Origin of the sequence: Pseudomonas saliphila (assembly GCF_008638345.1) — a bacterium.
Lineage (GTDB): Bacteria > Pseudomonadota > Gammaproteobacteria > Pseudomonadales > Pseudomonadaceae > Halopseudomonas > Halopseudomonas saliphila.
Map to the genome: position 1 here is coordinate 182,962 of NZ_VTVA01000006.1, position 18,330 is coordinate 201,291.

Sequence of the window (18,330 nt, forward strand, 5' to 3'; positions counted from 1 at the left end):
AGCCGAGAAGGTTTGTTTCAGCGAGGTAGGCCGGTATGAAATGTCGGGAAGGCTGTGGCGCTTGCTGTATTGCGCCTTCGATAAGCTCTGCAATTCCGGGAATGCCTGAGGGTAAGCCTGCGGGCGTTGCGTGCATTCACCTGACTCCAGAGCATCGATGCGGGATCTTTACTTCACCGTCGCGTCCGCTGGTATGTGGGCAGTTTTCTGCTGACCCGGAGGTGTGTGGGGAGATCAGAGAAGAAGCATTGATGATATTGCATTGGTGGGAGCAGCAAACCGCCTGAGCATCTAATCGGCGGCGAGCATTTGTTTCGGTCCGGACAATAAAAACCCCGCTTGTTGGCGGGGTTCTTTGTATTGCTTTACTTCTCCGGGTAGTCCCGTTGGAGCGCGCCGGTGTACAGCTGGCGCGGACGGCCGATCTTGTACGGCATGCTGATCATCTCATTCCAGTGAGCGATCCAGCCTGGCGTGCGGCCTGTAGCAAATATTACGGTGAACATCTCGGTAGGAATGCCGATGGCCTTGAGAATGATGCCGGAATAAAAGTCTACGTTCGGGTACAGGTTCCGCTCGACGAAGTAGGGATCGGTGAGCGCAATTTCTTCCAGCTTCATCGCCAGCTCGAGCTGCGGATCGTTGATGCCGAGTTCGCCGAGAACTTCGTCGCAGGTCTGCTTCATGACCTTGGCGCGCGGGTCAAAGTTCTTGTAAACGCGATGGCCGAAGCCCATCAGCTTGAACGGGTCGTCCTTGTCTTTGGCCTTGTCGACATACTTATCGATATTGGAGACGTCACCGATTTCGTCCAGCATCCTCAGGACGGCCTCGTTGGCGCCACCGTGTGCTGGACCCCACAGAGCGGCAATGCCGGCTGCGATACAGGCGAAGGGGTTGGCGCCGGAGGAGCCGGCCAGGCGTACGGTAGAAGTTGAAGCGTTCTGTTCATGGTCTGCGTGCAACACAAACACCCGGTCCATTGCCTTGGCCAGGATCGGACTGATCTTCTTCTCTTCACATGGCGTGTTGAACATCATGTGCAGGAAGTTTTCCGAGTAGGACAGATCGTTGCGCGGGAACATGAACGGCTGGCCAACCGAGTATTTGTACACCATCGCCGCCAGGGTAGGCATCTTGGCAATCAGGCGGATCGCCGAAATTTCCCGATGATGGGCGTCGTTAATGTCGAGTGAGTCGTGATAAAAAGCAGACAGTGCGCCTATTACGCCACACATGATCGCCATCGGATGCGCGTCACGACGGAAGCCGTTAAAGAAGTGCGACAGCTGCTCATGCACCATGGTGTGGCGCTTGATGGTGGTGTCAAAGGCGTGCTTCTCTTCGTCCGTTGGAAGCTCGCCCTTCAGCAGTAAAAAGCAGGTCTCGAGGAAATCGGATTTCTCGGCCAATTGCTCGATCGGGTATCCCCGATGCAACAAAATCCCTTTGTCGCCATCAATGTAGGTGATCTTTGATTCACAGGATGATGTGGCCATGAAGCCGGGATCAAACGTAAAGACCCCTTCCGCCGTCAAACCGCGTACGTCGACCACATCTGGGCCTAGGGTGCCAGAGTAAACTGGCAGATCGATGGGGGCAGCGCCCTCGATGATCAATTGCGCCTTTTTATCAGCCATGAGGCCTCCTGTTTGATGGTATCGAAAGTGTGCCCCCACGCAGGGCCCGCATCACTATAAGGTCATAATCCTGTTTGTCAATTATGCGGATAGCGAATGGTTATAGGCGCGATTTAGGCAGTCAATAGGCTGCCAGATCCCTGATGTTCAGCGCATGAGATGGCTTGAGGATGCCTGCCTGGAAGAGTGTATCGGATTGTAATCAAGGGCCTGAGTCTCTATACTCCTTGTCCGGAAAAGCGGCCCATTAGCCTTCTGCCTGTCCCGGCGAGGCTGCCTGATATGGGCGCTTGGGTACCCACGCGAGTGCGCCTTCCTATAATCCAGCCCTGCCCACAGGGCCATGAGTGTGAATATAGCCGTGAATAGCAAAAGACCTGTCAATTTAGACCTCAGGACCATCAAACTTCCTGTCACTGCCTACACATCTATTGCTCACCGTATCTCGGGCATCATTCTGTTCATCGCCATAGCAGGTTTGCTGTGGATGCTGGACAGCTCTCTGAGATCTGAAAGCGGATTCGAGCATGTTCAGGATGTATTCGAGAACCCATTAGTCAAGTTCATCACCTGGGGCGTCGTATCCGCTCTGCTGTATCACCTGGTGGCTGGCATACGCCACCTGGTAATGGATGCTGGCATCGGTGAAGGGCTTGAAAGTGGCAAGCGTGGCGCACAGGCGGTCATCGTCATCGCCGCCGTTCTGATTGTTCTTCTGGGAGTATGGATATGGTAACCAACGTCACCAACCTGTCGCGCAGCGGCCTGTATGATTGGATGGCGCAGCGTGTTTCTGCAGTGGTACTGGCTGTTTACACTCTGTTTCTGCTCGGTTACCTGATCGCCAATCCTGGCCTGTCCTATGAACAATGGCATGGCCTGTTCAGCCAGAACTGGATGCGCATCTTCAGTCTGCTGACGCTGGTTGCTCTGAGTGTGCACGCCTGGGTCGGAATGTGGACGATTTCTACTGACTATCTCACCTCGATGGCGCTGGGCAAGTCCGCCACCGTTGTTCGCTTCCTCTTCCAGACTGTTTGCGGGCTGGCAATGTTTGTCCTGTTCGTCTGGGGCGTCCAGATTCTTTGGGGTTTATAAATGGCTAATATTCGTACACTGACTTTTGATGCCATCATTGTGGGTGGCGGTGGTGCCGGTATGCGCGCGGCACTGCAACTGGCTCAAGGTGGTCACAAGACCGCTGTTGTCACCAAAGTATTCCCGACCCGTTCGCACACGGTATCCGCCCAGGGCGGCATTACCTGCGCGATCGCCTCGGCAGATCCGAACGATGACTGGCGCTGGCACATGTATGACACTGTCAAGGGCTCCGATTACATCGGTGACCAGGACGCTATCGAATACATGTGTTCCGTAGGACCCGAAACGGTGTTCGAGCTTGAGCATATGGGCCTGCCGTTTTCCCGTACCGAGCAGGGCCGCATCTATCAGCGTCCGTTCGGCGGTCAGTCCAAAGGTCCGGATAACCCGACTCAGGCTGCTCGTACCTGCGCCGCCGCTGACCGGACTGGTCACGCGTTGCTGCATACGCTGTATCAGAACAACATCAAGCATGACACTACCTTCCTTAATGAATGGTATGCGGTGGATCTGGTCAAGAACCAGGACGGCGTGGTTGTCGGTGTCATCGCTATTTGTATCGAAACCGGTGAAACCGTTTACATCCGCGCCAAGGCAACCGTATTGGCCACCGGTGGAGCGGGGCGCATCTATGCCTCCACTACCAACGCGCTGATCAATACAGGCGATGGCGTCGGCATGGCGTTGCGCGCAGGCGTGCCGGTTCAGGATATTGAAATGTGGCAGTTCCACCCCACCGGTATTGCTGGCGCGGGTACGCTGGTCACCGAAGGTTGCCGTGGTGAGGGTGGATACCTGATCAACAAGCATGGCGAGCGGTTCATGGAGCGCTATGCGCCGAACGCCAAAGACCTTGCAGGCCGTGACGTCGTCGCGCGTTCGATGGTCAAGGAAATCCTTGCCGGTAACGGCTGTGGTCCGGATGGCGATCACGTGATGCTTAAGCTTGATCACCTGGGCGAAGAGGTTCTGCACAGCCGTCTGCCTGGGATCTGTGAGCTCTCCAAGACCTTCGCTCACGTTGATCCTGTAACCGCACCGATTCCTGTGGTGCCGACCTGTCACTACATGATGGGCGGGGTTCCCACCAACATTCATGGCCAGGCGTTGACCCAGGATGCCCAGGGCAATGACAAGATTATCGACGGTCTGTTTGCCGTGGGTGAAGTGGCGTGCGTATCGGTTCACGGTGCCAACCGTCTGGGCGGCAACTCGCTCCTTGATCTGGTGGTGTTCGGCCGTGCGGCTGGTCTGCACCTGGAAAGCGCACTGAAGGAAGGTATCGAGCACCGCGGCGCTTCGGAGTCCGACATCGAAACCTCCCTAGCACGCTTGTCCGGTCTGAACGAACGCACCACTGGCGAGGATGTAGCACCGCTGCGTAAAGAACTGCAGAACTGCATGCAGAACTATTTCGGTGTGTTCCGTACCGGCGAGTTCATGCAGAAAGGCATCAAGCAGCTAGCCGATCTGCGCGAGCGTATCGCCAACGTCAAGATCGATGACAAGAGCCAGGCGTTCAACACTGCCCGGATCGAAGCCCTCGAACTGCAGAACCTGCTGGAAGTCGCTGAGGCCACTGCTATCGCCGCTGAGACGCGCACTGAGAGCCGTGGGGCCCACGCACGCGAAGATTACGAGGACCGGGACGACGTGAACTGGTTGTGTCACAGCCTGTACATGCCCGAGACCAAGGAACTGCGCAAGCGTGCGGTGAATTTCTCACCAAAGACAGTGCCGACCTTCGAGCCTAAAGTGCGTACTTATTAAGGGTGACCGATATGTTGAAAGTAAGCGTCTACCGTTATAACCCCGAGAGCGACAACGCTCCCTATATGCAGGATTTCCAGATCGACACCGGTGGCAAGGACATCATGGTTCTTGACGTACTGGCGCTGGTCAAGGAGCAGGACGTGGGTATGGCTTACCGTCGCTCCTGCCGTGAGGGTGTTTGTGGTTCAGACGGGATGAACATCAACGGAAAAAACGGCCTGGCCTGTATTACTCCGTTGTCGGATGTCGTGAAGAACAACAAGCTGGTTTTACGTCCTTTGCCTGGTTTGCCGGTAATACGTGACCTGGTCGTGGATATGAGCATCTTCTATAAGCAATACGAGAAGGTTCAGCCGTATTTGCAGAATGACACGCCGGCGCCAGCTATTGAGCGCCTGCAATCGCCTGAAGAGCGCGCGAAGCTGGATGGCCTGTACGAGTGTATTCTCTGTGCATGCTGCTCCAGTTCCTGCCCTTCGTTCTGGTGGAACCCGGACAAATTTATTGGTCCTGCTGGTCTGCTCCAGGCTTACCGCTTTTTGGCGGACAGCCGCGACAACAAGACCGATGAGCGTCTGGCTTCTCTGGATGATCCGTTCAGCGTGTTTCGCTGCCGCGGCATCATGAACTGCGTAAATGTATGCCCGAAGGGTCTGAATCCGACCCGCGCTATTGGCCACATCCGCAACATGCTGTTGCAAAGCGGTATTTGATTGGCGTGATTCTGCATTAAGGTTGGCCTGTGCTGGCTCCTGCTATAGGGAGCCAGTCAGAATTAGTCGAGCCGCAGCCCACAAAGCCGCGGTTTGTAATACCTATAAACCAACAGGGGCACTCGGGTAACACCCGAACTATCTGTCGGGGCCGGCAATTATTCCGGGCATCAGGATGAGCAGAGCAGAGAGCGGCAGCGACACTGTCGAACGCTTTAATCATAGCCTGCACGGAAGGCAGTTTCTTATGCCGATTAATGGTCTTTGCGCCAGATGGTGTCCCCTTAAAGAGGGTGACCAAGCATGCCAGACAGCGAAATGCAGCAGCTGTGGAGCACGTCTCACTTATCCGGTGGGAATGCCTCCTATGTTGAAGAGCTCTATGAGCTCTATCTGCACGATCCGAACAGCGTAGCCGAGGAGTGGTGCAGTTATTTTCAGAAGCTGCCACAGATCAACGGACACGCCGCATCGGATGTTTCCCATTCCACCATTCGCGAGCATTTTCAGAAGCTTGCGACCAGTAACCGCCGTCCCCAGGCGAGTGCCGGTGGCCAAGTCAGCAGTGAGCACGAGAAGAAGCAGGTTGATGTACTGCGCCTCATCCAGGCCTATCGGATGCGCGGTCACCAGGCCTCTCGTCTCGATCCGCTCGGCTTGTGGGTTCGGGACAATATCGCTGACCTGACCTTCGACGATTACGCATTGACCGACGCCGATCTGGACACCGTGTTCCGCACGGGTGAACTGAAAATCGGCAAGGAAGAAGCCCCCCTCCGAGAAATCATTGAGGCGTTACAGTCGACTTACTGCTCGACTTTCGGCGCCGAATACATGCACATCGTCGACTCGGCCCAGCGTCGCTGGTTTCAGCAGCGACTGGAAACCGTGCGCGGTCGTCCACAGCACTCGGTGGAAAGCCGCAAGCACCTGCTTGAGCGTCTGACCGCTGCCGAAGGCCTTGAGAAGTACCTGGGTACCAAATATCCGGGTACCAAGCGTTTCGGCGCTGAAGGTGCCGAGAGCATGATTCCTCTGCTCGACGAAATCATCCAGCGTGCCGGTTCCTATGGCACGCAGGAGATCGTATTGGGAATGGCCCACCGCGGCCGTCTGAACGTATTGGTCAATACGCTTGGCAAAAACCCACGCGAGTTGTTCAACGAGTTCGAGGGCAAGACCAAGTTGGAGCTGGGCTCCGGCGACGTCAAATATCACCAGGGCTTCTCGTCCAACGTGATGACCTCCGGCGGTGAAGTGCATCTTGCACTGGCATTCAACCCCTCACACCTTGAGATCGTATCTCCGGTGGTCGAAGGGTCTGTGCGAGCGCGTCAGGACCGTCGCAAGGACACCACTGGCAACAAGGTGTTGCCGATCAGTATTCACGGTGATGCGGCGTTCGCCGGCCAGGGCGTGGTCATGGAGACATTCCAGATGTCTCAGACCCGTGCCTTCAAGACCGGCGGCACCATCCACCTCATTATTAACAACCAGGTCGGCTTTACGACCAGCCGTCAGGAAGACGCGCGCTCCACTGAGTACTCCACGGATGTGGCCAAGATGATCCAGGCCCCGATTCTTCACGTGAACGGTGACGATCCTGAAGCAGTCCTGTCTGTCACCCAGCTGGCTGTCGACTATCGCATGCAGTTCAAGCGCGACGTGGTTATCGACCTGGTCTGCTATCGCCGTCGTGGTCACAACGAAGCGGACGAGCCTTCCGGCACCCAGCCGCTGATGTATTCAGTCATCAGCAAGCATCCGACCACGCGTGATATTTACGCCGAGCGTCTAGTGCAAGCCGGTGTGCTGACTAGCGAAGATGTCGAGAGCATGATCGATGAATATCGGACCGCGCTGGACAATGGCGACCACGTCGTCAAAAGTCTGGTCAAGGAGCCCGATAGCACCTCATTCGTCGACTGGGCACCCTATCTCGGGCACGTGTGGACAGCGCGCCACGACACGCGTTTCGATCTGAAGACCCTGCAGGATCTGGCCAATCAGCTCAATACCCTGCCTGATGGCCTGGTCGTGCAGCGTCAGACAGGCAAGATCATCGAAGACCGTCGCAAGATGGCCGCCAGCGGCCTGGCATTGAACTGGGGTTTCGCAGAGACCATGGCCTACGCCACGTTGCTGCATGAAGGACACCCGGTGCGCATTTCCGGTCAGGACGTTGGTCGCGGTACCTTCTCGCACCGTCATGCGGTGTTGCACAACCAGAAGGACGGGACCAGCTACGTTCCGTTGGCCAACCTGTCGGAAAACCAGCCGCGCTTCGATATCTATGACTCGCTGTTGTCGGAGGAGGCGGTGTTGGCCTTCGAGTACGGTTACGCAACCACTACTCCCAATGCACTGGTGATCTGGGAAGCACAGTTCGGTGACTTTGCCAACGGTGCCCAGGTGGTTATCGACCAGTTCATCTCCAGTGGGGAGCACAAGTGGGGCCGTCTGTGCGGGCTGACCATGCTGCTGCCGCACGGTTATGAAGGGCAGGGTCCGGAGCACTCGTCTGCGCGTCTCGAACGTTTCCTGCAGCTCAGCGCCGAGCATAATATCCAGGTCTGTGTGCCGACCACGCCTGCGCAGATCTATCACCTATTGCGTCGCCAGGTGATTCGTCCGCTGCGCAAGCCTCTGATCGTGCTGACGCCGAAGTCACTGCTGCGTCACAAACTCGCGGTATCCAGCCTGGAAGACCTCTCCGAGGGTTCATTCCAGACGGTTGTCCCGGAGATTGACACGCTCGACCCTGCCAAGGTTGAGCGCGTCGTGATGTGTAGCGGCAAGGTTTACTACGATCTGCTGGAAAAACGTCGTGCCGAGGGTAATGAGACCGTGGCCATCGTGCGTATCGAGCAGCTGTACCCGTTCCCCGAGGAAGACCTCGCCGAAGCGCTGGCGCCCTACCAGTCATTGAAGAAGGTCATCTGGTGTCAGGAAGAGCCGATGAACCAGGGCGCCTGGTATTGCAGCCAGCATCATATGCGTCGGGTAATCGGCCAGCACAAGATCGACAACCTGTATCTGGACTACGCTGGACGGGAAGCCTCGGCTGCGCCCGCTGGTGGATATGCGTCCATGCATGCAGAACAACAGGCAAAACTCCTGCAAGACGCTTTCACCATCTAAGCCGTTGCAGACACAACAGAATTGATAAGGATCGACCATGGCTATTGAAATCAAGGCCCCTACTTTCCCTGAATCGGTTGCCGACGGCACCGTGGCGACCTGGCACAAGCAGCCGGGTGATGCAGTTAAGCGCGACGAGCTGATCGTTGATATCGAAACCGACAAAGTCGTACTGGAAGTACTGGCGGAAGCCGATGGCGTACTCGGAGACATCATCAAGGGCGAAGGCGAGACCGTGCTCAGCGCCGAGTTGCTTGGCACCTTGAACGAAGGTGCCGCCGCGTCAGCGCCTGCTGCCAAGGAAGCACCCAAGCAGGAAGCCTCCTCGGCAGCTGCACCTGCTGCAGCTGAATCGGCTGACGACGCGATAATGGCACCTGCCGCACGCAAGCTGGCCGAAGAGAATGGGCTGAACGCTTCGCAGATTTCCGGCACCGGCAAGGGCGGGCGCATCACCAAGGAAGACGTGGTGAACGCCATCGAAGCCAAGAAAGCGGCTCCGGCCAAACCCGCTGCAGCACCTGCCAAGCCGGCGGCTGCCGCCTCCGGTGCCGAGGCGCTGGGAGAGGGTGATCGTGTTGAGAAACGCGTACCAATGACCCGCCTGCGCGCACGTATCGCCGAGCGTCTGGTGGATGCCCAGTCGAGCATGGCGATGTTGACTACCTTTAATGAAGTTAACATGAAGCCGATCATGGATCTGCGCAAGAAGTACAAGGACCAGTTCGAGAAGAAACACGACGGTGTACGTCTCGGCTTCATGTCGTTCTTCGTCAAGGCGGCCACCGAGGCGCTCAAGCGTTTTCCCGCGGTCAACGCGTCCCTTGATGGCAATGACGTCGTCTATCACGGCTATCAGGATATCGGCGTTGCCGTATCCAGTGACCGTGGTCTGGTTGTACCTATCCTGCGCAACACTGAGCACATGGGGCTCGCACAGATCGAAGGCACCATTGCCGACTACGGCCGCAAGGCGCGTGACGGCAAGCTGTCGATGGAAGAAATGACTGGCGGCACCTTCACCATTTCCAATGGTGGTGTGTTTGGTTCGCTGTTGTCCTCGCCGATCGTGAATCCGCCGCAGGCCGCGATTCTGGGCATGCACAAGATCCAGGAGCGTCCGATGGCCGTGAATGGACAGGTAGTCGTGCTGCCAATGATGTATCTGGCACTGTCCTACGATCACCGCCTGATCGACGGCAAGGAAGCGGTCAGCTTCCTGGTTGCCATCAAGGATCTGCTGGAAGATCCAGCGCGCATTCTGCTGGAAATCTGATTCAGTCAACGCGTTCAGTGTCGAGCGGCAAGCTGTCAGCGGGGATTGTGCCTGACAGCTTCTGAGCTCCGCCGCAAATAGAGGAAATGGATATGAGTGAGAAATACGATGTGGTCGTTATCGGTGCCGGTCCCGGTGGTTATGTGGCCGCCATTCGCGCCACACAACTCGGTCTGAAAACCGCATGTATCGAGAAATACGTAGGTAAGGACGGCAAACAGGCCCTCGGTGGGACGTGCTTGAACGTGGGTTGTATTCCGTCCAAGGCGTTGCTGGACAGTTCCTGGAAATTTCATGAAGCGCAGGAAGGTCTGGCGCTGCATGGCATCGAAACCAAAGGTGTCACTATTGATGTGCCGGCGATGGTTGACCGCAAGGACAAGATCGTCAAGCAGTTCACCGGTGGCGTAGCCGCGCTGTTCAAGGCCAATGGTGTCACCGCCATCGAAGGCCACGGCAAGCTGCTGGCCAACAAGCAGGTTGAAGTCACCGCGAAGGACGGCACCACCACCCTTATCGAGGCGACTAACGTCATTCTTGCCTCCGGTTCACGCCCAATCGAAATCCCGCCTGCACCTTTGACTGAAAACATCATTGTCGATTCCACCGGTGCACTGGATTTCCAGACCATTCCGCAGAAGCTGGGCGTGATCGGCGCCGGTGTGATCGGTCTGGAGCTTGGCTCGGTATGGCGTCGCCTGGGTGCCGAGGTTGTGGTTTTCGAGGCGATGGACAAGTTCCTTAGCCTGGCCGACGAGCAGGTGGCCAAGGAAGCACTCAAGACCTTCACCAAACAGGGCCTGCAGATTCGTCTGGGTGCCCGGGTGACTGGCACTGAAGTCAAGGGTGAGCAGGTAACCGTTTCGTTCACTGACGCCAACGGCGAGCAGCAGCTGACATTCGACAAGTTGATTGTGGCGGTCGGGCGTCGCGCTTATACCGAGAACCTGCTGGCTTCCGACTGTGGCGTTGATCTGGATGAGCGCGGTGTGATTTTCGTTGATGACTACTGCGAAACCAGCGCACCGGGCGTGTATGCCGTCGGAGACGCGGTTCGTGGTCCGATGCTCGCACACAAATCGTCTGAAGAAGGCGTGATGGTTGCCGAGCGTATCGCGGGCCAGAAAGCTGCGATGAATTATGACCTGGTCCCCTCGGTTATCTATACCCACCCGGAAATCGCGTGGGTCGGCAAGAACGAGCAGCAGCTCAAGGCTGAAAACGTCGAAGTCAATGTCGGCGTATTCCCCTTCGCAGCCAATGGCCGCGCAGTAGCGGCTAACGAAACCACTGGTATGGTCAAGGTGATTGCGGATGCCAAGACTGACCGTGTACTGGGTGTACACGTGATTGGTCCTGGTGCAGCAGAGCTGGTACAGCAGGGCGCCATTGCTATGGAGTTCGGCACCAGCGCAGAAGACATCGGCATGATGGTCTTCTCGCATCCGACCGTATCAGAAGCGCTGAAGGAAGCAGCGTTAGCGGTAAATGGCCACGCAATACATGTAGCCAATCGCAAGAAGCGTTAAGATATCGCCCCTGTGACCGGCGGGTCATAAAATCCGCCGGTTGCCTGGCCCTTATCTGCAAGCACAGGTCGAAGGATCGGCCAGTCACCTGCGGGTGATACCCAGACGATGAATCCTGTCGGATGAGAACGATACATCGCCTGGCAAGGGTGACGGCGGTGCGGTCTGGCCGCTGCCATGAACGCAATTCCTACACGATCAAAACGGTAGACACGTATGAATCTCCACGAATATCAGGGAAAGCAGCTCTTCGCTGAGTACGGCCTTCCTGTCTCCAAGGGTTACGCTGTTGACACTCCTGAAGAAGCAGCAGAAGCCTGCGACAAAATCGGTGGTACCGAGTGGGTCGTCAAGGCTCAGGTTCACGCTGGCGGTCGCGGCAAAGCAGGCGGCGTCAAGCTGATCAAAAGCAAGGAAGACGCGAAGGCTTTCGCTGAAAAATGGCTTGGCCAGCGTCTGGTCACGTATCAGACCGATGCCGATGGCCAGCCCGTTGCCAAGATTCTGGTTGAATCCTGCACCGACATTGCCCAGGAGCTGTACCTTGGCGCAGTCGTCGACCGTTCCACCCGCCGTATCGTGTTCATGGCATCTACCGAAGGTGGCGTGGAGATTGAAAAGGTCGCAGAAGACACTCCCGAGAAGATCCTCAAGGCAACCATCGATCCGCTGGTCGGACCACAGCCTTATCAGGGCCGTGACCTGGCATTTCAGCTGGGCCTAAAAGGCGACCAGATCAAGCAGTTCACCAAGATCTTCATGGGTCTGGGTAAACTGTTTGCCGACTACGACCTGGCTCTGCTGGAAATCAACCCGCTGGTCATCAAGGCCGACGGTGATCTGCACTGCCTGGACGCCAAGCTTGGCATTGATGGCAACGCCATGTATCGCCAGCCAAAACTGCGTGCAATGCATGATCCGTCGCAGGACGATCCGCGCGAAGCTCACGCCGCCAAGTTCGAACTGAACTACGTTGCCCTTGAAGGCAACATCGGCTGCATGGTCAACGGTGCCGGTCTGGCCATGGGTACTATGGACATCGTCAACCACCACGGCGGCAAGCCTGCGAACTTCCTGGATGTGGGCGGCGGCGCGACTAAAGAGCGCGTTACCGAAGCTTTCAAGATCATTCTGTCCGACAGCAATGTTAAGGCCGTTCTGGTCAACATCTTCGGCGGCATCGTTCGTTGCGACATGATTGCCGAAGGCATCATTGGCGCGGTGAAAGAAGTCGGCGTGAAAGTACCGGTAGTGGTTCGTCTGGAAGGCAACAATGCTGACCTGGGTGCCAAGGTATTGCAGGAAAGTGGTCTGAACATCATTGCAGCAACCAGTCTGACCGACGCTGCTGAGCAAGTCGTCAAGGCCGCGGAGGGTAAATAAATGAGCATTTTGATCGATAAAGATACCAAGGTAATTTGCCAGGGCATCACAGGTTCGCAGGGTTCGTTCCACACCGAACAGGCCATCGAGTACGGCACCCAGATGGTTGGTGGCGTCACGCCGGGCAAGGGGGGTACTACCCACCTGGGCCTGCCGGTGTTCAACACCGTTCGTGAAGCCGTCGAACAGACCGGTGCTACTGCCAGCGTGATCTACGTTCCGGCGCCGTTCTGCAAGGACTCCATCCTTGAAGCGGCCAACGGTGGCATCAAGCTGATCGTCTGCATCACCGAAGGCATCCCGACTCTGGACATGCTCGACTGTAAAGTCGTCTGTGACCAACTGGGCGTACGTCTGATCGGGCCTAACTGCCCAGGCGTTATCACTCCCGGCGAATGCAAGATCGGCATCATGCCTGGCCACATTCACCTGCCTGGCAAGGTCGGTATTGTGTCCCGTTCAGGCACCCTGACCTACGAAGCGGTCAAGCAGACCACGGACGCCGGCTTTGGCCAGTCCAGCTGTGTAGGTATCGGTGGTGATCCGATCCCGGGCTCGAACTTCATCGACATCCTGGAGATGTTCGAGAAGGATCCGAAGACCGAAGCTATCGTGATGATCGGCGAGATCGGCGGCAGTGCTGAAGAAGAAGCTGCAGCCTATATCAAGTCCAACGTCACCAAGCCGGTGGTTTCCTACATCGCGGGTGTAACCGCTCCGGCGGGCAAGCGTATGGGCCATGCCGGTGCGATTATCTCCGGCGGCAAGGGTACTGCCGACGAGAAGTTTGCAGCGTTGGAAGATGCGGGCGTCAAGACCGTACGTTCCCTGGCTGATATTGGCAAGGCACTGTCCGAGCTGACTGGCTGGGCAATGAAGTAATTGATATCCGGGGCTACGGCCCCTGCGTCAAATGAAACCCCGCTTCGGCGGGGTTTTTGTGTATCTGGTCATCTATAATGCGCGGGCTATCGCTCGTCTTTACCGGATGAGCCTGACCTTGAAGAGATCTCGTGAAAAAACTGTCATCCGCAAATCTGCTTGCTCTGGGCTTTATGACATTCGCTCTGTTTCTTGGCGCTGGTAACGTCGTATTCCCCCCCGAGGCCGGGCTGGTCGCTGGGCAAAACCTCTGGCCGACGGCGCTCGGCTTCCTGATCACCGCGGTGGGTCTGCCTTTGCTTACCCTGGTGGCGCTTGCCAGAGTAGGCGGTGGCATCAATGAGCTGACCAGTTCATTAGGCCGCTGGCCCGGTCTGGTCCTGGCCATACTGGTGTACCTTGCGATTGGCCCACTGTTCGCCACACCGCGTACCGCCGTAGTGTCATATGAAATAGGTATAGTGCCTTTCGTGCAGGACAGCTGGCAGGCGTTACTCGTCTATACGCTGGTGTTCTTCTCGGCGGTGTTGTTTCTGGCTCTCAAGCCGGGGCGCCTGATGGATAACGTCGGTAAATACATCACGCCAATACTGATAGCAGCGCTGGTGATATTAGGTCTGGCTGCGCTCATTTTTCCTGCAGGGGACGTCGCGCCAGCAGAGGCAGCCTATCGCCGTGCACCTTTTATTCAGGGGTTCCTGCAGGGATACCTGACCATGGATACCCTGGGGGCCCTGGTGTTCGGCATCGTTGTCACCACTGCCATACGTGATCGCCAGATCACTGACGTCGGTCTTGTCACTCGTTACACCATGGTCGCCGCCGTGATTGCGGCTATCGGCCTGGGGTTGGTTTACCTTGCATTGTTCCAGTTGGGAGCGACCAGTGGCTCGCTGGTGGAGCCAGGGGCCAACGGTGGGCGAATTCTGGCGGCCTTTGTGCAGTTTCGCTTTGGCACTGCCGGAAGCTTATTGTTGAGCGTGGTGATTACGCTCGCCTGTCTGACCACCGCGGTGGGCCTGATGGTGGCCTGTGGTGAGTTTTTCAGCCGCATCATGCCGGTCAGTTATCAAGCGGTGGTCTGGGTGTTCACGCTGTTCAGCATGGCTGTGGCGAACCAGGGGCTGGATAACCTCATACGGATTTCCATCCCGGTCTTGGTCGGCCTATATCCATTGGCCATTGTGCTGGTGCTGGTTGGGCTACTGGTACATGGCTGGGCTCGCCCGCAGAATATTATGCGGCCGGTGATGCTGGTGGCACTGGTCTTCGGGGTTATCGACGGGCTCAAAGCGGCTGGCTTGATGGACCCTGAGACCACCTGGTTGCAGGCGTTGCCCTTATCCTCCCAGGGACTGGGTTGGCTCGTGCCGGCGGTGGCAATGCTGGTGGTTGCCATTGTCGTGGATCGCAGTCGGCACGGCGCTTTGCGTCCTGCTGCCAATAATTGAGGTGGTTTGATGCTGTCGCTACCTGATGCCGGAAATGTCTGGCTTAATACCATCGCTCTTGTGTGGTTTCTTCTTTGCTGGGTCGGCTACACCTATTATGCGCGTCGCAAGGCGCGTGATACGGCGTGTCTGGCCAGCGTTCTGCACCTTTACCGCAAGGACTGGATGAGTCGGCTGTTGATGCGCGAGCAGAGAATCGCCGACGTGAGTGTGATTGCCAACCTGGAACGCAACACGGCGTTCTTTGCCTCCAGCACACTGTTGATCCTGGCGGGCCTGATTACGGTAATGGGGGCGACCGACCGAGCGCAGAGCCTGTTGCAGGACCTGCCCTTTGTGGTTCCTGTCAGCCGCGGGGCATCCGAGATCAAGTTGTTGGTCATGCTCGGAATCTTCGTCTATGCCTTTTTTACGTTTTCGTGGGGGATGCGTCAGTACAATTTTGCCTCGGTATTGCTTGGCTCTGCACCCCTGATAGGCGAGAAGCGAGTCACCGAAGGCGAACGCAAGGCCTATGCGGCGCGCGCTGCCAGGGTTCTGTCGATGGCTGGTTACTCATTCAATCTAGGCTTGCGGGCCTATTACTTTGCGTTGGCAACACTCGCCTGGTTTATCAACCCGGTATTGTTTCTGGCAGCGACCACCTGGGTCGTCTGGGTGTTGTATCGGCGCGAGTTTCATTCCCATGTGCTCGAGGCAATGATGTTTACCCCGACGGCATTCGTTGACCCTAAACCGGATAATCCCGAGTAGCGCTAGCGGCTTGCATTGGCATGGTGTGATGGTGGGTCAAGGCGGCGTCATGCTGACTGCATCTGGCCTGAAAACGGGCAGGGAGGGATGTCGGTTCAAGCAGGATGCGCCCGTCAGGCGCACCCTGCAGAAAACCGTGACTGCTATTACTGGGTTCCGGTGCCGCTGGTGCCTGAGCCTGTAGTGCCGGTGCCAGTGCCAGTATCCATATCCGGGTCGGTTGTCCCGGGGCTGGTGCCGGTTTCCGGTTCGGTTGTGTAGGTTCCGGTCTCGGTTCCGGTGGTACCAGTGCCAGTGCCAGTGCCAGTGCCAGTGGTACCCGTACCCGTGCCGGTGCCCATATCGGTACCCGTTGCGCCTGGATCAGAGCCCATGGTGTCATCGGTGCCCATGGTGCTTTCGTCAGTCGTTTCTGGTGGATACTCCACTTCTTCTTCATCCCCACCACACGCGGCGAGAAGACCAAAGCTGGCTACCAGTACCGCTGTTGCGCAAAGTTTTTTCATAGTGTTCTCCCGTGAATATATTCACAGCTTTGGTCATGTTATTAGGGGGTTAGTTCCAGAGACTCTATTTTGAGCCTTGCTGCGCACGGCTCTGACTCAGGATTCTCTGATAGAATGCGGCGCTTGAAAGGCTCAGTTCAGGAACATTATGGGAACCATTGAAGACCGCGCGCGCAATTTTCTATCCGTGCTGCGTCATTGCCAGGTACTCGGCATCACCGTCGAGCAGGCAGACCAGGACGGGCTTGTTCTGAAACTGCCCTATAGCGACAAAATTGTCGGTAATCCAGTCAACGGTCTGGTCCATGGTGGTGCGATCACTACCTTGATGGATACCTGCTGCGGGATATCGACAGTCTGTTTTCTTACCGAATTCGAAATCTGTCCGACACTCGACTTGCGCATCGACTACATGCGACCTGCGCAACCGGGCGAGACTATCTACGGGTTTGCTGAATGCTATCGGGTCACGCCGACCGTGATCTTTACCCGTGGTGTGGCTTATCAGGCGTCCCGCGAGGAGCCTATCGCCCACGTGGTTGGCACATTCATGCGCATGGGTAAGCCCGCCGCAACCGGTCAACTGGCACGGGCGATCGACGAGGGAGCAGCATGAGTCAGGACGCAGCAAGAATCGAATCGTTAATCCGTCAGGCACACGACAGTGGCGACTATGAGCCGTTGATCGACGCCGTACCCTACGCGAAGTTAATCGGTATCCAGGTTCAGGCGCTCGGCGATGAGGTGTTGTTTCGCTTGCCGATGAGCAGTGACAACATCGGGAATCCGGTATTGCCGGCGATCCATGGCGGCGTCATCGCCGGATTCATGGAGCAGGCTGCAATGCTGCATCTGATGATCTTCATGAACAGCCCGCAGTTTCCCAAAATCATCGATTTCTCGATCGACTACCTGCGGGCGGGGTTGAAGAAGGATACCTACGCCAGCTGTCAGGTATGGCGTCAGGGTCGGCGTGTGGGTAATGTAGCCATCACAGCCTGGCAGACTCGCTCCAACGAACCGATTGCCACTGCCCGGGCACACTTCAAGCTGGACTAGGACGAACCGTCTTCTTCGCTGAAAGAAGCCGGACCCTGGCTAAAGGGCCGAGAGCATGGACGCTTTGTTGATATTGAGTGGTATTTTTCTTGCTTGCGCGGCCTGGGTCTGGTTGGTCGTGCAGTCTCGGCACCTGTCCATCGGCCTGGTGTTGTTAGCGCTGACGTTTCCGCTTGTTACCCTGCTCATGCGTGACCGTGGCTTTGCGTTCTGGCCGCGCCTGACGCTGTGCATAGGTTGTCTGGCGATCGCCCTCGGGCTGGGGCTGCTGCATCAGCAACAGCCGGAGCGTTACGCAATGCTGATGTCAGGCGACTGGATCGCCGCACCTGCTCAACAGACCACCCTGCATGGCGAAGTAGCCGGGCAGACCTTTGCGCCCCAGCGGGTGTACTGGCGCGATGATGAGTTGATATTCGAAGAGACCTCTGCAGAGCGTGTTCGCCGCTCCCTGGCGATCCGTTTCAGCTCCGCCCCATCACTCTTGAGCGCCACTTCGATCGAGCGTATTCCCACTGATGCAGGCGAGTGGCCGCATGTGCGGTTGCGTTGGCATCAGGGTGCGCTGACTAGCCCCGGCTTGCGACTGGTGACCGGGGAATACAGCCTTGACCTGGATCTTGATCCCGAGATCAATGGCACAACCGCATTGCAGATACAGCTGCATTTACCCACCGCACAGCAAACCTGGCTGGTCGGCACTGCTGTGCTGGAGGAAACGCCTGCCTGGCTGGTGGACGTGGTCAGTCGTAAAGCCGCACGCAAAGAGCCGACCATGCCCTCAGCCCCGTCTGCCAAGGTGGCGACAGCGCCGCAACCTGCCTGGCACCCGCTGAGTCTGTTGACGGTGGTGGAGGAGCCGGATCTGTTCAGGGGCACGCTACTGCGCCTGACCACCCTGACGGGGCGTGTGCATGAAGGACGGCTCCAAAACGTATCCGCCGACAAGCGCCTGATTATCAGCCAGGCCCACGGTGCCAATCAGGTGGAGCTGCATTTTCGTCCGCTTGAGATAGACCGGGTCGAAGGCTTTTTCGCGCCCAAGTGATTGCAGGGTGGGGCGGCTAAAACCGAATCCCCCCAGCCTTTGCCGGAGGGGGTCGGTCCGTGGTGTTGCGGCTTA

General features: G+C 57.2%; 17 protein-coding genes. 15 read left to right on the plus strand and 2 right to left on the minus strand.

The window, feature by feature from the left end; translation table 11 throughout:
• Positions 1-35: 35 nt before the first annotated feature.
• Positions 36-287, plus strand: a complete 252-nt coding sequence (locus FHK95_RS09045; protein ID WP_150304280.1) for a YkgJ family cysteine cluster protein — start codon at positions 36-38, stop codon at positions 285-287.
• Between the two features lie 78 nt (positions 288-365).
• Here FHK95_RS09045 and gltA read toward each other — a convergent pair whose 3' ends face one another.
• Positions 366-1,640, minus strand: coding sequence for a citrate synthase (gltA, locus tag FHK95_RS09050; protein ID WP_150304281.1), 1,275 nt, complete (start codon positions 1,638-1,640; stop codon positions 366-368).
• Between the two features lie 361 nt (positions 1,641-2,001).
• Between gltA and sdhC the strand changes: the two genes are divergently transcribed.
• The 11 genes from sdhC (at position 2,002) to FHK95_RS09105 (ending at position 15,642) form a co-directional block, all read left to right on the plus strand.
• A complete protein-coding gene (gene sdhC / locus FHK95_RS09055) occupies positions 2,002-2,376 on the plus strand; it encodes a succinate dehydrogenase, cytochrome b556 subunit (protein ID WP_150304330.1) in 375 nt (124 codons plus the stop codon).
• Complete coding sequence (gene sdhD / locus FHK95_RS09060) at positions 2,370-2,738, plus strand: succinate dehydrogenase, hydrophobic membrane anchor protein (RefSeq protein ID WP_150304282.1); 369 nt, start codon at positions 2,370-2,372, stop codon at positions 2,736-2,738. The genes sdhC and sdhD overlap by 7 nt, the downstream gene beginning before the upstream one ends.
• The gene (gene sdhA, locus FHK95_RS09065; RefSeq protein WP_150304283.1) at positions 2,739-4,511 is read left to right on the plus strand and encodes a succinate dehydrogenase flavoprotein subunit; all 1,773 of its coding nucleotides are present in this window, start codon (positions 2,739-2,741) and stop codon (positions 4,509-4,511) included. It begins immediately after the preceding gene.
• Between the two features lie 11 nt (positions 4,512-4,522).
• Entirely contained in the window at positions 4,523-5,227 is a 705-nt protein-coding gene (locus tag FHK95_RS09070; RefSeq protein ID WP_150304284.1) for a succinate dehydrogenase iron-sulfur subunit, read from the plus strand.
• A gap of 303 nt (positions 5,228-5,530) precedes the next feature.
• Positions 5,531-8,368 carry a 2-oxoglutarate dehydrogenase E1 component gene (locus FHK95_RS09075; RefSeq protein ID WP_150304285.1) on the plus strand — a complete coding sequence of 946 codons (2,838 nt, stop codon included), beginning with the start codon at positions 5,531-5,533 and terminating at the stop codon, positions 8,366-8,368.
• Positions 8,369-8,405: 37 nt separating this feature from the next.
• A complete protein-coding gene (gene odhB, locus FHK95_RS09080) occupies positions 8,406-9,644 on the plus strand; it encodes a 2-oxoglutarate dehydrogenase complex dihydrolipoyllysine-residue succinyltransferase (protein WP_150304286.1) in 1,239 nt (412 codons plus the stop codon).
• A 92-nt stretch (positions 9,645-9,736) separates the two neighbouring features.
• A complete protein-coding gene (gene lpdA / locus FHK95_RS09085; protein WP_150304287.1) occupies positions 9,737-11,173 on the plus strand; it encodes a dihydrolipoyl dehydrogenase in 1,437 nt (478 codons plus the stop codon).
• 216 nt (positions 11,174-11,389) lie between these two features.
• Positions 11,390-12,556: an ADP-forming succinate--CoA ligase subunit beta gene (gene sucC, locus FHK95_RS09090; RefSeq protein WP_150304288.1), complete on the plus strand. Its 1,167-nt coding sequence runs from the start codon at positions 11,390-11,392 to the stop codon at positions 12,554-12,556.
• Entirely contained in the window at positions 12,557-13,438 is an 882-nt protein-coding gene (gene sucD / locus FHK95_RS09095) for a succinate--CoA ligase subunit alpha (protein WP_150304289.1), read from the plus strand. It abuts the gene before it with no gap.
• Between the two features lie 131 nt (positions 13,439-13,569).
• Positions 13,570-14,889 (plus strand): branched-chain amino acid transport system II carrier protein, encoded by a 1,320-nt coding sequence (brnQ, locus tag FHK95_RS09100; RefSeq protein WP_150304290.1) that lies wholly within the window; start codon positions 13,570-13,572, stop codon positions 14,887-14,889.
• Between the two features lie 9 nt (positions 14,890-14,898).
• Positions 14,899-15,642 carry a DUF599 domain-containing protein gene (locus tag FHK95_RS09105; RefSeq protein WP_178114751.1) on the plus strand — a complete coding sequence of 248 codons (744 nt, stop codon included), beginning with the start codon at positions 14,899-14,901 and terminating at the stop codon, positions 15,640-15,642.
• Positions 15,643-15,788: 146 nt separating this feature from the next.
• On the opposite strand, the gene FHK95_RS09110 is transcribed toward FHK95_RS09105, so the two are convergent.
• Positions 15,789-16,148: a hypothetical protein gene (locus FHK95_RS09110; RefSeq protein WP_150304291.1), complete on the minus strand. Its 360-nt coding sequence runs from the start codon at positions 16,146-16,148 to the stop codon at positions 15,789-15,791.
• Between the two features lie 148 nt (positions 16,149-16,296).
• Here FHK95_RS09110 and FHK95_RS09115 point away from each other — a divergent pair, with 148 nt between their 5' ends.
• From FHK95_RS09115 to FHK95_RS09125, 3 genes are read left to right on the plus strand one after another with little or no spacing between them, the layout of a single operon-like run.
• Positions 16,297-16,764, plus strand: coding sequence for a PaaI family thioesterase (locus FHK95_RS09115; protein WP_150304292.1), 468 nt, complete (start codon positions 16,297-16,299; stop codon positions 16,762-16,764).
• Positions 16,761-17,207 carry a PaaI family thioesterase gene (locus FHK95_RS09120; RefSeq protein ID WP_150304293.1) on the plus strand — a complete coding sequence of 149 codons (447 nt, stop codon included), beginning with the start codon at positions 16,761-16,763 and terminating at the stop codon, positions 17,205-17,207. The genes FHK95_RS09115 and FHK95_RS09120 overlap by 4 nt, the downstream gene beginning before the upstream one ends.
• Positions 17,208-17,262: 55 nt before the next feature.
• A complete protein-coding gene (locus tag FHK95_RS09125) occupies positions 17,263-18,255 on the plus strand; it encodes a hypothetical protein (RefSeq protein ID WP_150304294.1) in 993 nt (330 codons plus the stop codon).
• Positions 18,256-18,330 lie beyond the last annotated feature (75 nt).